13 protein-coding genes are annotated in these 14106 nt (G+C 69.8%); 4 read left to right on the forward strand and 9 right to left on the reverse strand.

The annotated features are described in order from the left end of the window. Both BDI24065_RS09840 and BDI24065_RS09845 read left to right on the forward strand, forming a co-directional pair. Window positions 1-1536 (forward strand): ABC transporter permease (locus BDI24065_RS09840; protein ID WP_175031083.1); only part of this gene is annotated, 1536 nt, incomplete at its 5' end. Window positions 1537-1564: 28 nt separating this feature from the next. Continuing rightward, window positions 1565-2614: an ABC transporter ATP-binding protein gene (locus tag BDI24065_RS09845; protein WP_175031084.1), complete on the forward strand. Its 1050-nt coding sequence runs from the start codon at window positions 1565-1567 to the stop codon at window positions 2612-2614. 36 nt (window positions 2615-2650) lie between these two features. Here BDI24065_RS09845 and BDI24065_RS09850 read toward each other — a convergent pair whose 3' ends face one another. The 9 genes from BDI24065_RS09850 to BDI24065_RS09890 form a co-directional block, all read right to left on the reverse strand. Further along, window positions 2651-3166 carry an SRPBCC family protein gene (locus BDI24065_RS09850; protein ID WP_175031085.1) on the reverse strand — a complete coding sequence of 172 codons (516 nt, stop codon included), beginning with the start codon at window positions 3164-3166 and terminating at the stop codon, window positions 2651-2653. A 44-nt stretch (window positions 3167-3210) separates the two neighbouring features. Continuing rightward, complete coding sequence (locus BDI24065_RS09855) at window positions 3211-3843, reverse strand: LolA family protein (RefSeq protein WP_175031086.1); 633 nt, start codon at window positions 3841-3843, stop codon at window positions 3211-3213. Beyond that, window positions 3840-4271 (reverse strand): quinol oxidase, encoded by a 432-nt coding sequence (locus BDI24065_RS09860; protein ID WP_438820003.1) that lies wholly within the window; start codon window positions 4269-4271, stop codon window positions 3840-3842. Before BDI24065_RS09860 ends, BDI24065_RS09855 begins: the two co-directional genes overlap by 4 nt. 28 nt (window positions 4272-4299) lie before the next feature. Beyond that, complete coding sequence (locus BDI24065_RS09865) at window positions 4300-5082, reverse strand: anti-sigma factor family protein (RefSeq protein WP_175031087.1); 783 nt, start codon at window positions 5080-5082, stop codon at window positions 4300-4302. Further along, complete coding sequence (locus BDI24065_RS09870) at window positions 5079-5594, reverse strand: sigma-70 family RNA polymerase sigma factor (RefSeq protein ID WP_175031088.1); 516 nt, start codon at window positions 5592-5594, stop codon at window positions 5079-5081. Before BDI24065_RS09870 ends, BDI24065_RS09865 begins: the two co-directional genes overlap by 4 nt. Window positions 5595-5629: 35 nt before the next feature. Continuing rightward, window positions 5630-5989: a COG4315 family predicted lipoprotein gene (locus BDI24065_RS09875; protein WP_175031089.1), complete on the reverse strand. Its 360-nt coding sequence runs from the start codon at window positions 5987-5989 to the stop codon at window positions 5630-5632. 285 nt (window positions 5990-6274) lie between these two features. After that, window positions 6275-9361 (reverse strand): beta strand repeat-containing protein, encoded by a 3087-nt coding sequence (locus BDI24065_RS09880; protein WP_175031090.1) that lies wholly within the window; start codon window positions 9359-9361, stop codon window positions 6275-6277. Between the two features lie 486 nt (window positions 9362-9847). Next, on the reverse strand, window positions 9848-11092 hold the full coding sequence (locus BDI24065_RS09885) for an NAD(P)/FAD-dependent oxidoreductase (RefSeq protein ID WP_175031091.1): 1245 nt from the start codon (window positions 11090-11092) through the stop codon (window positions 9848-9850). Between the two features lie 67 nt (window positions 11093-11159). Continuing rightward, window positions 11160-11939, reverse strand: a complete 780-nt coding sequence (locus BDI24065_RS09890) for an ABC transporter substrate-binding protein (protein WP_175031092.1) — start codon at window positions 11937-11939, stop codon at window positions 11160-11162. Between the two features lie 379 nt (window positions 11940-12318). Between BDI24065_RS09890 and BDI24065_RS09895 the strand changes: the two genes are divergently transcribed. Continuing rightward, window positions 12319-13281 (forward strand): ornithine cyclodeaminase family protein, encoded by a 963-nt coding sequence (locus BDI24065_RS09895; RefSeq protein WP_175031093.1) that lies wholly within the window; start codon window positions 12319-12321, stop codon window positions 13279-13281. Then, a complete protein-coding gene (locus BDI24065_RS09900; protein WP_175031094.1) occupies window positions 13278-14072 on the forward strand; it encodes a helix-turn-helix transcriptional regulator in 795 nt (264 codons plus the stop codon). The genes BDI24065_RS09895 and BDI24065_RS09900 overlap by 4 nt, the downstream gene beginning before the upstream one ends. Window positions 14073-14106 lie beyond the last annotated feature (34 nt).

Here is a 14106-nt window from a genome sequence, read left to right on the forward strand (position 1 = left end):
CGCCGCCCGTCGCGCGCGCTCGTCGCCGCGGCCGCGTGCGGGCCGCTCGCGATCCTGCTGCCGCTCGGCTTCACGCTGTACCGCGCGGCCACCTTCGGCGTCGACGATGCAATCGAGCTGATATGGCGCCCGCTCGTCGGCGAACTGCTGGTCAACACGCTGTCGATCACGCTCGCCGCGACGCTCGCGTGCACGCTGCTCGGTACGGCGGTCGCGTGGTTCATCGAGCGCACCGACCTGCCGGCCCGGCCGCTGTGGACCGCGCTCGCGGCCGCGCCGCTCGCGGTGCCGCCATTCATCACGAGCTATGCGTGGGTGTCGCTGAGCCTCGACCTGCAGGATTTCCTCGGCGCGCTGATCGTGCTGACCTCCGCGTACTTCCCGCTCGTCTACCTGCCGGTGGCCGCCGCGCTGCGCGAACTCGATCCCGCGCTGGAGGAAAGCGCGCGCACGCTCGGCTGCTCGCCGTGGCATACCTTCTTCCGCGTCGTGCTGCCGCAGCTGCGCCCCGCGCTGTGCGGCGGGATGCTGCTCGTCGCGCTCGGCGTACTGTCCGAGTTCGGCGCATTCCAGTTGCTGCGCTTTCGTACGTTCACGACCGAGATCTATGCGGAATACCGCACCGCGTTCGACGGCGGCGGCGCATCGCTGCTCGGCTGCGTGCTGATCGCGCTGTGCCTGCTGTGCCTCGCGATCGAGGCACGCGCACGCGGCCATGCGCGCTACGGCCATACGCACCGCGCCGCGCGCCGCGTCGCGATGCGTTATCCGCTCGGCCATCTGCGCGGCCCTGTCACCGTTGCGTTCGCCGTACTCGCGGCGGCGACGCTCGGCGTGCCGCTCGCGATGATCGGCTACTGGCTCACGCAACAGGGCGCGGCCGCGGTCACGCCGGCCGACGTGTCGCCCGAGCTGCTGTGGCAGGCCACGCTCGCATCGTCCGGCTACGGCCTGATGGCGGCAGCCGTCACGACGCTGCTCGCGCTGCCGCTCGCGTTCCTGCTGGTTCGTTATCCGGGCCGCGTCGCGACGCTTCTCGAGCGCACCGCGATGACCGTGCAGGGTGTGCCGGGCATCGTCGTCGCGCTGGCGATCGTGTCGATCACGGTGCGGCTGCTGCAGCCGCTCTACCAGAGCGCACCGGCACTCGTCGGCGCATACGCGATCCTGTTCCTGCCGCTCGCGGTCGTCAGCGTGCGCGCCGCGCTGTCGCACGTGCAGGTCCGGCTCGAGGAAACCGCGCGCTCGCTCGGCCTCGGCTGGCGCGCGACGCTCATGCGCGTGGTGCTGCCGCTCGCGGCGCCCGGCCTCGGCGCGGCCGCGACGATGGTGTTCATCTCGGTCGTGACGGAACTCAACGCGACGCTGCTGCTGTCGCCGATCGGCACCCGCACGCTCGCGACGCAGGTGTGGAGCGATACGGCGACGCTCGCGTTCGCCGCCGCGGCGCCCTATGCCGCACTGCTCGTCGCGCTGTCGCTCGGCGCATCGGGACTGCTGTTCCTGCTGCTCGGCCGTGCGTCGGTGCGCGACTGAGCGCCGCCCTCTTTCCCCGGAACCGCCCATGAGCGAACTACGCATCCACGGCCTGTCCAAATCGTTCGGATCGCATACCGTCCTGCACGACATCGACCTCACGGTGCGGCGCGGCTCGCGCCTCGCGCTGCTCGGCCCGTCCGGCAGCGGCAAGACCACCCTGCTGCGCGTGCTGTGCGGCTTCGAACGCGCCGAGCGCGGCACCGTCGAAATCGACGGGCGCCGCGTGGCCGCACCCGACGTGCACCTGCCGCCCGAACAGCGCCGGATCGGCTACGTGCCGCAGGAAGGTGCGCTGTTTCCGCATCTGTCGGTGGCCGACAACATCGCGTTCGGGCTGCCACGCGCGGCGCGGCGGCGCCATCATCGCGTCGACGAACTGCTCGAGATGGTCGGGCTGCCCGCGTCGTATGCGAACCGTGCGCCGCAGCAACTGTCCGGCGGGCAGCAGCAGCGCGTCGCGCTCGCACGCGCGCTCGCGCCCGAACCGTCGCTCGTGATCCTCGACGAACCGTTCTCCGCGCTCGACACGTCGCTGCGCCACGAAACGCGCAGCGCGGTCGCCGATGCGCTCGCCGCGGCGGGCGCGACATCGGTGCTCGTCACGCACGACCAGCCCGAGGCGATGACGCTCGGCGACGAAGTGGCGGTGATGTGGCACGGCCGGCTCGTGCAGACGGCCGCGCCGCAGACGCTGTACCGGCAGCCCGTCACGCGCGACGTCGCGTCGTTCGTCGGGCAGGCCGTGCTGCTCGCCGGCCGCGTGCACAACACGCGCATCGCCTGCGCGCTCGGCGAACTGCCGCTCGTCGCGCCGCTGCCCGACGGGCCGGCCGATGCGATGCTGCGTCCCGAGCAGATCGGCATCGTGCCGGTCACACACGTCGACGCGGCACGCGGCCATACTGCGCGCGTCGAAGCCGCACAGTTCGCGGGCCAGGACGCCGACGTGCTCGTGCGCCTCGATGCGGATCTCGACGTCCTCGTGCGCGTACGCGTGCCGGGGCATCGGTGTCCATCCGTCGGTGAACGCGTCGCGCTGGTCGTGGATGGCGCGGTGATGGCATACGCGCGCTGAGCGGCGCGGCCCGCCACTGCGCGCACTCACACACCGTCAGGCATCGGCACAACCCGCATCCGACAACGGCCGGAAGGTCCGGCCCTCCGTTTCGACGGCCGCGCCCAGCAGCCGTGCGAGCCCCTTCGCGCCTTCGCGCATCACGACGTCGTGATTCCACCGGAACAGCGGGCGACCGAGCGGCTCCAGCCGGTTCATCCAGCGCACGTGCGTGCGGATGTGCCAGTCGTAGCGCACGATCGTGCGTGCGCCGTCGGCGATGAACGACCAGTACCCGTCGCCTTCGATCGCACCGCTCGCGCGGCCTTCGAGCGCATGCGGCGGCTCGACGCGTCGCACGCGCATGTCGAAGGTCAGCCGGTACGGCAGCGCCCCTTTCCACGTGTACCGGTGCAGTGCGCCGACACCCCGCGCGTCGCCCGGCTCGATCTCGACGGTGCGCACGGCGCCCTTCCACCAGTCGGGCCAGCGGTCGACCTGGTAGATCGCGTCCCACACCACCGCGAGCGGTGCGTCGACGCGCCAGGTCGTCGAGAACCGGTACTCCGCCATGCAGCCTCCGGCATGCCCGTCGCGGGCATGAGTCAGCGCACCGCTCAGGGCGCGAAGAAGCGTTCGGGAAAGGCGACGTCGATCTCGATATCGTCGAGCGTCACGGTTTCGAGCGGCACGTCGTCATCGTCCGCGAAACTGACGACCTTCAGCGGAAAGCCGTCCTCGGTATCCAGCCACAGCCGGTAGCGATGCACGCCATCGACCGCGTGCGCGGGTGCGCCCGTGACCGACACGCGCAGCGCGGTCCGGCCGCCGACGGCCTCCTCGCCTTCGGTCACCGTCGCGCCGCCTTCCTGCAGCGCATGAACGTTGCGCAGCAGTTCGCCCACGTCCGACCGGTCGACCCGGTGGCCGCTGCGGTCGCGCACGAGCGGATTGGACGGCGACAGCGTCAGCGCGGGCGGCGCATGCGCGCCGAACGGGCGCAGCCGCACCTTGCCGTCGCCGGGATCGTACGCGAGCACCGCGCCGCGATGCGGCGACACGAAATCCATCCGGACGAAGCCCGGTTTCAGGTACGCGTAATGGATTTCGGTGTGGTCGCCGCTGCGCGCGGACGAGCGGATCGTCGCGCGGTACGAGCGGACGTGGTCGAAATGCGCCTGCGCGACGGTCACGGGATCGGCGGTCATGCTCGCTCCTATCAGGCTCGCGGCCAGCAACGCGGCGATCACGGCGCCGCCTCGACATCGAGCACGCCTTCCATCCCGCGCTCGCGATGGCTCCTGAAAAACAGCAGCCGATGCGTGCAATAGTAGGCGAACCGGCCCGGCTGCGTCGGTGTGAAGCGAAACGTCTTCGGCGTCGTGCCGAGCTCGGTGTGCACCGCGATGCCGGCCTGCGGCGCATCGATTTCGAAGCTGTGCGGCACCAGGCCGGGCTCGGCCGACACGGTCAGCTCGACCGGCACGTGTGCCCGCACGATCACGTGGTTCGGTCGGAAGAAATAGCTGCCGCCGACGATCGCCACCCGCTGCACGCCGTCGGCGTCGACGGGCACGCGCACCGGCGCGTCGCCGTCCGCCCGCGCAAGCGCGGCGCCCGCGGCGAGCACCGCCGGCACCAGCATCTGCACGAGCCCCTTCGTGATCGTCGTCTTCATCGCCTGCTCCGTACCGGCGCCGCGCGCGTCACCCCTTCCACGCGTCGGTCGGGCCGCCGAGCTCGCCGCATGCGTCGATCGCGAGTTCGCGCAGGCGCCGTTCGTCGCCCTGGCCGGACAATGCGTAGCCCATCCCGCGATCCGACCAGAAATACGTGTAGCGATCGCCGGCCGACATCGCCTGCGGCGCGAGACGCCGTGCGTCGTAGGCCGTCATGTACAGCGTCACGCGCTCGCCGTCCGCGCGCTGGTACATGAGTTGCGCGGCCGGCCCCGCTTCACCGGGCAGCAACCGGCCGCCGAGCAGCGCGTAGCCGTATTCGTCGAGTGACGGCGCACGCACGGGCCGCCCGAGACGCGTGGACAGCCACGCGACGAGATGTTCGGAGTCGCCCGCGCCGACCTCGACCGGATGTTCGCGCTCGGCCACGTACGTCGCGTACGCGACATCCGCGCGCGCGGCGAACGCCGGTTCGCTGCCAAACGCCATCCAGCCCGCATGCAGCGCAACGCCGATCAGCAGCCCGGCCGCGAGCCCCGCGAACGCATAGGCGATCCCGCGCCGCCGCGGCGTACGGCGCTGCACGAACAGCGCGGGCGCGGCGCCCGGCAGCGGGAACAGCGCCTGCAGCGCGTCGCGCTGCGCACGGTAATGCGCGAATCGTCCGGCTTCCTCCGGATCGGCCTGCACGCGCTCGAGCACCTCGCGGCGCTCGTGCCCGGACAGCTCGCCGTCCAGCAACGCGGACAGCAGTTGCGCCGACGCATCGTCGTCCCGCTCGTTCGAAGGTTTGCGTGGATCGTCCATCATGTCTTCCCGATCACCCGTAACGCGGCCGTGCCGTGCGCCGACGGCTCGTCCGACAGCAGCGCGCGCATCTGCCCGCGCGCCCGTGCGAGCCGCGACATCACCGTTCCCACCGGTACGCCGAGCACCTCCGCGGCCTCGCGATAGCTCAATTCCTCGAGGGCGACCAGCAACAGCACCTCGCGCTGTTCGACCGGCAGCCGGTACAGCGCGCGCTGCACGTCGCGCAGCACCAGCCCGCCGATTTCGCCGGCCGGTGCGGCCATCGTCTGCCACGGTGCCGTCGCGTCATCGACGGCGATCTCGTGCCGCGCACGCAACTGGTCGATGAAACGGTGCCGCAGCAGCGTCAGCAGCCACGCGCGCAGGTTGCCGCCATCGCGCGGCGGGCGGTTCAGCGCACGCTCGAGCGTGTCCTGTACGAGATCGTCCGCCCAGGCCCGGTCGCCCGTCAGCGCGCGCGCATAGCGCGTGAGATGCGGCAACCACACCAGCAGATCCGATTCGTAGCTCATCAGGATGCCTCACGCACCGCCGCACCGCCGCGCCCTCAAGGACGTGCAACGTGCCACATGCCGCCGATCCCGTCGCCGCCCGCGTCGCCGGGCTTGCGATCCAGCTTCCAGCGATACAGCGGGCGCCCGCGGTACGCCCATTGCTTGCCGCCGTCGTCGCGCGCGACGAGACTCAGCGCGCCCGCGGCCTTGTCATACGCGTCGGCGCGCGCGGGCGGCCAGTTGGCCGCACACGCGCTGTCGCACGCGCTCTTGCCGGGCGCATCGCGATCGAACACGTACAGCGTCATGTGATCGTCGTCGACGAGTTTCCCGTCGCCGGCCCGGGGCGGTTCCGCGGCGGCCGGCCGCACGATTGCCGCCATCAGCGCAGCGGCGACGCATATCCGTTTCATGCCCTTTCTCCTTGGCACGGTATCGCGACAGCGCGGCTCAGGCCGGGACGATCGGCTTCGTCACGACCATTATCCCGCCGGCCGGCGCTGCCGGGCTTCGGTATGTAAACGGATGGAGGCGACCGGATATTCCACGCCGGCCGACGCGCGCCGGCAGCGCCCATTCATGCGATGAAAGAAAGCGGGACACCCAAAGACAACGCGGCATGACATCGCTGTCATGCCGCGTTGCGCGACCCGTTGCGCACGGCGGCCGATCCGGCACCGCCGTGCGGGCGAGGCCGATTACTTCGACAGTGCGCCCGTCAGCGACTGGAGCAGCGACGACACCGGTGCGAGCGGGTTGCCCGGTGCGCTGTTGCCCGAATGCGGCGTGACCGACAGGCCCGGCGCGGAGCCGAGCGCCGTGCCCACCGTCGTACCGACCGCGTTGACGACCGTCGCCGTCGCGTTGGCGCCCGTCGTCAGCAGCGAGCCGACCGCACCCGCCGTGCCGCCGGCCGCGTTCGCGCCCGAGCCGAGCAGGCTGCCGCCCGCCGCCGCCGTCGAACCGGCTGCGCCCGACAGCGCGCCGGCCGCCTGCCCGAGAGCCACCGGACCGTTCGCGAGTGCGCCCGTCACCGAGCCGAGCGCACCGGTCAGTGCGCCGGCGGGGTTGCTGCCGCCCGTCAGGCCGCTCACGAGGTTCGTGATCGGTGCGATCGGGTTGCTGCCCGCCGCGCCCGACAGCGTGCCGACGACCTGGTTCACGACGCCTTGCACCGGCGCCAGCGGGTTCGACCCGCCGAGGTTGCCGAGTGCCCCCACGACGGAGCCGACCGCGTTACCCAGTGCGTTCGTGGCCGTGCCGACCGCATTGCTGTTGCCGAGCGTGCCGACGACCTGGTTCACGACGCCCTGCACCGGTGCCAGCGCGTTCGAGCCGCCGAGGTTGCCGAGTGCGCCCGTCACCGAGCCGAGTGCGCCGGACAGCGCACCGGCCGCGTTGCCGCCCGTCGGCAGCGCGTTCTGCAGGCCGTTGACGAGGTTCGTGATCGGCGCGATCGGGCTGCCGCCACCTGCGCCGGACAGCGTACCGACGACCTGATTGACGACGCCTTGAACCGGCGCCAGCGGATTCGAGCCGCCGAGCGTGCCGGCGAGCTGCGTCACGACGCCCTGCACCGGCGCCAGCGGGCTTCCCGCGCCGCCGACGTTGCCGAGCGTGCCCGTGATCGTGTTGACCGCGTTGCTCAGCGCGCCGGCCGGGTTGCCGCTGCCGAGCGTACCCGTGACCTGGTCGACGACGTTCTGGATCGGCGCCAGCGGGTTCGAGCCGCCACCGATGCCGCCCAATGCGCCCGTGACCTGGTTCACGACGCCTTGGACCGGTGCCAGCGGGTTCGAGCCGCCGCCGATACCGCCCAATGCGCCCGTGACCTGGTTCACGACACCTTGGACCGGTGCCAACGGGTTCGAGCCACCGCCGATACCGCCCAATGCGCCCGTCACTTGGTTCACGACGCCTTGAACCGGCGCCAGCGGGCTCGAGCCGCCACCGATGCCGCCCAATGCGCCCGTCACCGTGCCGAGTGCGCCGGTCAGTGCCCCTGCCGGGTTGCCGCTACCGAGCGCGCCGGTCACTTGATTCACTACGCCTTGCACCGGTGCCAGCGGGTTCGAGCCGCCACCGATACCGCCCAGTGCGCCCGTCACCGTACCCAGTGCGCCGGTCAGTGCGCCTGCCGGGTTACCGCTGCCAAGCGCCCCCGTGACTTGGTTCACGACACCTTGCACCGGTGCCAGCGGGTTCGAGCCACCGCCGATTCCGCCGAGCGCACCCGTTGCCGTACCGAGTGCGTTGCTCAGTGCCCCGGTCGCCGTGTTCAGCGCACCGGTCAGGGCACCTGCCGGGTTGCCGCCACTCAGCGCACCCGTGACCTGATTCACGACGCCTTGAACCGGCGCCAGCGGATCCGTACCGCCGCCGATGGCGCCCAATGCACCCAGTGCCCCCGTCACGTTGCCGATCGCACCGGTCACCGTGCCTGCCGGATTGCCCGCACCGAGCTCACCTGCCACCGTACCGAGCGCACCCGTCAACGCACTGGCCGGGTTGCCGCTATTGAGCGCCGTCGTCACTTGATTGACGACGCCTTGAACCGCCCCCAGCGGGTACGAACCGCCACCGACATTACCTAGCGCGCCGGTCACCGTACCGAGTGCACCCGTCAACGCACCAGCCGGGTTACCGCTGCCGAGCGCGCCCGTTACTTGATTGACGACACCTTGCACCGGTGCCAGCGGATTCGAGCCGCCACCGATGCCGCCCAGTGCGCCCGTCACTTGATTCACGACGCCTTGGACCGGTGCCAGCGGGTTCGAGCCGCCACCGATGCCGCCCAGTGCACCCGTTACTTGATTCACGACACCTTGCACCGGCGCCAGCGGGTTCGAGCCGCCGCCGATGCCGCCCAGTGCGCCCGTCACTTGATTCACGACGCCTTGGACCGGTGCCAGCGGGTTCGAACCGCCACCGATGCCGCCCAGTGCGCCCGTCACCGTGCCCAGTGCGCCGGTCAGTGCCCCTGCGGGGTTGCCGCCACCGAGTGCACCCGTTACTTGATTCACGACACCTTGAACCGGCGCCAGCGGGTTCTCGCCGCCACCGATGCCGCCCAGTGCACCCGTGACCGTGCCCAGTGCGCCGGTCAACGCACCAGCCGGGTTGCCGCCACCGAGCGCACCCGTTACTTGATTGACGACACCTTGCACCGGCGCCAGCGGGCTCGAGCCGCCACCGATGCCGCCCAATGCGCCCGTCACCGTGCCGAGTGCGCCGGTCAACGCACCAGCCGGGTTGCCGCCACCGAGTGCACCCGTGACTTGGTTCACGACACCTTGAACCGGCGCCAGCGGATTCGCGCCGCCGCCGACATTACCCAGCGCCCCCGTTACCGTGCCAACCGCATTGCTCAGCGTCCCCGTCGCCGTATTCAGCGCACCGGTCAGCGCGCCAGCCGGGTTGCCGCCGCTCAGCGCACCCGTCACCTGATTCAGCACGCCCTGGACCGGCGCGAGCGGCTGCACCGTGCCGCCGCCACCGCCGAGTGCGCCCGTCACCGCCCCCACGGCGCCCGACAGTACCTGGCCCGGATCGCCAAGCGACGTCTGGATCGCGCCCGCCCCGCCTGCCGCCACGGTGACCGAGCCCAGCGGCGACGTACCCGTCGCGACCAACCCGACCGACACGCTGTTCGTCGGCGGGTTGACGATCACTTGCGGAATCGGCAGCGCATCAAGGGCCCCCGCCATCGCGGAACCCGAAGCCAGTACCCCGAACACCGTCGCAACCGACAGCGCCACACCCGTCAATTTCAGATTGTGTCCCATCTTTATTTTTCCCCATCTCGGTTGGCACAACGTTGATAAAGCATGGGGACGGATTGCACGAAGTGTGCCAATTCGAAAAACAGGATTGATTCGTCTGCCTATTGACGTTCGATAGCGCTTTTTTAATCGATTTCAGACGAAATTCACGGCCCTGGCGGCACAATCATCTGATGAAAAAGGCCGACGGAGCGCGGATGTAACGTAACGTTTGCGAGCCCCGTGGTAACGTGTTCCGGTACATTCCTCGTAACACCGGAACACCCCGCCGCCACGGTGCATTACACCGTCATGACGGGCTGCCCATTACGCATTTCAGCAATATGAAAATGCATTGATAAATCGCCGATTTGCTGATTTTATTTATTTCGCGATTATCTTTCTTGCCGATTACGCAGATCATTTCCGATCGCGCGATTTCCGGTAATTCGGATAGCAGAATGAAACATTGTGAAGGCCGGCGCGCGCGAGGCAGCGCGCGCCGCCGGATCAGCCGAAGCGCGCGGGCCGGTACGGATGGGGATCGATATAGGTCGGCGCGCCCGTCATCATTTCGGCGAGCAGTCGCCCGGTCGCGGGGCCGAGCGTAAGCCCGTGGTGACAATGACCGAACGCGAACCACAGATGACGATGGCGCGGCGCGGCCCCGATCACCGGGCGCATGTCGGGCGTGCACGGCCGCATCCCGAGCCACGGCTCCGGATCGAGCCGCTCGCCGATGCCGAACGCGTCGCGCGCCAGCGGCTCGGCACGCGCGAGCTGCACGCCGGTCGGCGGCGCGCCGCGCAGCGCGATCTCGACACCGGTCGTGACCCGCAGGCGGCCACCTTCCATCGGCGCGACGACGAAACCTTCCTCGGTATCGCACACCGGCACGTTCAACGGCGCACGCGTCGGCCGGTAGTGCATGTGGTAGCCGCGCTTCGCGCGCAGCGGAATCCGGTAGCCGAGCGGCTCGAAGACATGATCGGACCACGGCCCGAGCGCAACCACGGCCGAGCGCGCCGAGATCGGCCCGTGTTCCGTGCCGACCTGCCAGCCGCCATCCACCTGCGTGAACGTCTTTGCATCGCCGAGCGCGAACGTGCCGCCGTCGCGCTCGAACAGCCGCGCGTAGGCCTTGGTCAGCCCGCCCGGGCTCGACACGGTCTTCGGGTCCTGCCAGTGGAATGCGCCGCAGAACGCATCGCTGATACCGGGTTCGCGTGCGCGCAACGCCCGTGCGTCGAGCACGGTCATCCGCAGCCCGTGCGCATCGGCCACGCGCTGCTGCGCGCGCGTTTCCGCGTCGAACAGCGCGGGCGAACGGAACGCCTCGATCCACCCGCCGTCGTGCACGAGCGGCTGCGCATCGGTACGCGCGAGCAGCGCGTCGTGCTCGACGACGCTCGCCGCGACGAGCGGCAGCAGGTCGCGCGCGGCGGCCGCGAGCCGCTGCGGCGACGATTCGCGCCAGAAACGCGCGAGCCAGCCCGCATACGCCGGTAGCGCGCGGTAGTCCCAGTAGAGATCGACCGAGCGATTGCGCGCATAGCGCAACAGCGTGCCGAGCCGGCGCGGAAACGCGTACGGCACGACCGACGAGCGCTCGATCAGCCCGGCATTGCCGTGGCTCGTTTCCTCGCCGGGCGCACGCCGGTCGACGAGCGCGACGCGCAGCCCGCGATCCTGCAGATGCAGCGCCGACGACACGCCGACGATGCCGGCCCCCAGAACGATGACGTCGAAATCCATGGTTCCCCGTACTGCGTCGAGATTCGATGCGGCACGCGCCGGCGCGACGGCCGGCGCGCGGCGGTGCTTACTTCGCGACGATGTCGCGCTTGAAGTACTTCTGCGACAGCGCGCCGAGCGTGCCGTCCTTCTTCAGCGCGTCCAGCGCGCCGACGATCTTCGCCTGCAGCGCCTTGTCGTTCTTGCGCATCCCGAAGCCCGTGCCTTCGCCGAGCGTCGCCGGATCCTTCAGCGGCTCGCCGACGATCTGGTAGTCGCGGCCGGCCGGCTTGTCGAGGAAACCGTCCTGCGCGGTCTGCGCTTCCTGCACGGCCGCGTCGAGGCGACCCGCGACGAGATCGGCGTAGATCTGGTCCTGATCCTGGTACGACACGACGGCCACGCCCGCATTGGCCCAGTGCGCCTTCAGGAAGTCCTCCTGCGACGAGCCCTGCAGCACGCCGACGTGCTTGCCGCGCAGGCTCGCGACGTCAGGCCGCAGCGGCGAGCCGTGCTTCGCGATCATCACGATCGGCACCACGTAGATCGCCGGCGTGAAGTCGATGCTCTGACGGCGCTTCGACGTGATGTTCATCGCCGAATTGATCGCGTCGAACTTGCGTGCCTGCAGCGCCGGGATCAGCCCGTCGAACGAATTCTCGACCCACACGCATTTCATGTTCAGCTTCGCGCACACCGCATTGCCGATGTCGACGTCGAAACCCTGCAACTGACCGGCCGGCGTCTTGCTCTCGAACGGCGGATAGGCGGCTTCGATCCCGAAGCGCAACGTGGTCTGTTCCGCATGGGCCGTGACGGCCGCGCAGGCAAGCGCCGCAGCGGCGCAAAGGGAGAGCTTCCAGTTCATGACGGTCCTTCCGTTCTGGATTGAGGCGATGAAGATCGGTACACGCCGGCGTCGGCCGGGCGCCGGATCGGCATGCGAGGCAGGCGGCCACCTCGAGGCGACGCGCCGTGTCCTGCACGCGAAATATAGACTCAAAGTCTACTATAGACTATAGGGGATACGAGAATCGTGCCCCGATACACGGCGTCGAAAATTCGCCACTCATCCGGAAAGCCTTTGATTTACCGTGATTTTTTTCGAACCCCACGGCAACACGAAGTCTCGAAAAGAAAAATTCTCCCGATTTTGTTTGTCTATATTAGACTTTTCGTCCATTACGAACACTGCCGGACACCGTCGATCGAGACTGTCCTGTCCGGCCCCGACCGGAGATGTCCCCATGACGCAAACCGCCCCGACCCTGCCGCTGACCGTCGATGAAGCCGCGGTGCGCGCGGCCCTGCCGTCGCTCGACGTGCTCGGCACGCTGCGCAGCATGTTCGCGTCGCTCGCCGCGGCGCGCGCGGTGCAGCCGCCGCAAACGCTCACGCTGTTTCCCGACCAGGCCGGCGACTTCATCACGTATCTCGGCGCCCTCGCCGACGCGCAGGTGTTCGGCGCGAAGCTGTCGCCGTATGTCGTGACGGGCGGCAAGCCTATCGTCACCGCATGGACCGCGCTGATGTCGATGCGCACGGGCCAGCCGCTGATGTGGTGCGACGCGGGGCTGCTGACCGTCGAGCGCACGGCCGGCACGACCGCGCTCGCGGTCGACTGCCTTGCGCCGCGCGACGCGCGCCATCTCGCGATCGTCGGCGCGGGCGCGGTCGGCCTCGCACACCTGCGGCACACGGCGGGATTGCGCGACTGGGAAACGATTCGCGTGTACTCGCCCTCGCTCGCCGGCGACGCGGCGCAGCAGGCGGCGCTCGCGCAGCTCGATCCGCGCGCACGCGCCGCGACGAGCGTCGAAGCCTGCGTACGCGACGCGGACGTCGTGATGCTGTGCACGTCGTCCGGCACGCCCGTGCTCGGCGACGGGATGCTCACGCGCCCCGCGCTCGTCACGTCGATCAGCACGAACGTCGCGCGCGCCCACGAGATCCCGCCCGCGTGGCTGCCCGACATGGACGTGTACTGCGACTACGGGCACACGACGCCCGCGAGCGCCGGCGAGATGCAGATCGCGACGGCGGAACACGGCTGGGACGCCGCGCGGATCGTCGGCGACCTGCCCGCGCTCGTCGCCCGCACCTGCCCGGCACCGTCGTACGCCCGTCACGCGTTCTTCCGCTCGATCGGCCTCGGGCTCGAGGACATCGCGATCGCGCATGCGCTGTACACGCACCTGACGCGCGCATGAGCGGCACGCGCGCGCGGGGCCGATACAATGACGCAACCGCCGCGGCGGCCGCGCGCGGGCGCACGGGCATGCCGGCCAACGGTGCGCCGGCGCGCCGGCCCGATGCGCTGCCCGGCCCCCGCCCACCCGAGATGGCGAACCCGATGCGCAAGAAGAAATCCCCCGTCAAAGACCTGCTGCTCACCCGCTATGCGCCGATCGCCGACGGTATCGCCGCGCTGTTCTTCCCGTACGCGGAAGTCGTGATCCACGACCTGCACGACCAGACCGTGCTGTATCTCGCGAACAACCTGTCGAAGCGCGAGGTCGGCGACGATTCCGCGCTCGAGGAAATCGATCATTCCGCGCGCGAGCGCGTGATCGGCCCGTACGAGAAGCTGAACTGGGACGGCCGGCGGATGCGCTGCGTGAGCAACGTGCTGTTCGACGACGAAGGCCGCCCGGCCGGGATGATGTGCATCAACTTCAACATCGCGGTGTTCGACGAGGTGCGCGCGACGCTCGACCTGTTCATCAAGGGCGCGGGCGTCGTCGCGCAGCCGGACGAGCTGTTCCGTGACGACTGGCAGGAGCGCATCAACACGTTCCTGCACGGCTGGCTGCGCGAACGGCAGGTCGGGCTGAACGGGCTGACGCGCGAGCACCGGCGCGAGCTCGTCGAAGCGCTTTACGCGGAAGGCGCGTTTCGCGGCAAGAGCGCGGCGAACTACGTCGCGAACGTGCTCGGGATGGGCCGCGCGACGGTCTACAAGCACCTCAAGCACCTGAAGGAAACGCAGGGCGACGCATAAGCGGACCACCTCGCGGGCCGGTTCGCCGGGAGGC

It is taken from the genome of Burkholderia lata (assembly GCF_902499025.1).
Classification (GTDB): domain Bacteria; phylum Pseudomonadota; class Gammaproteobacteria; order Burkholderiales; family Burkholderiaceae; genus Burkholderia; species Burkholderia lata_C.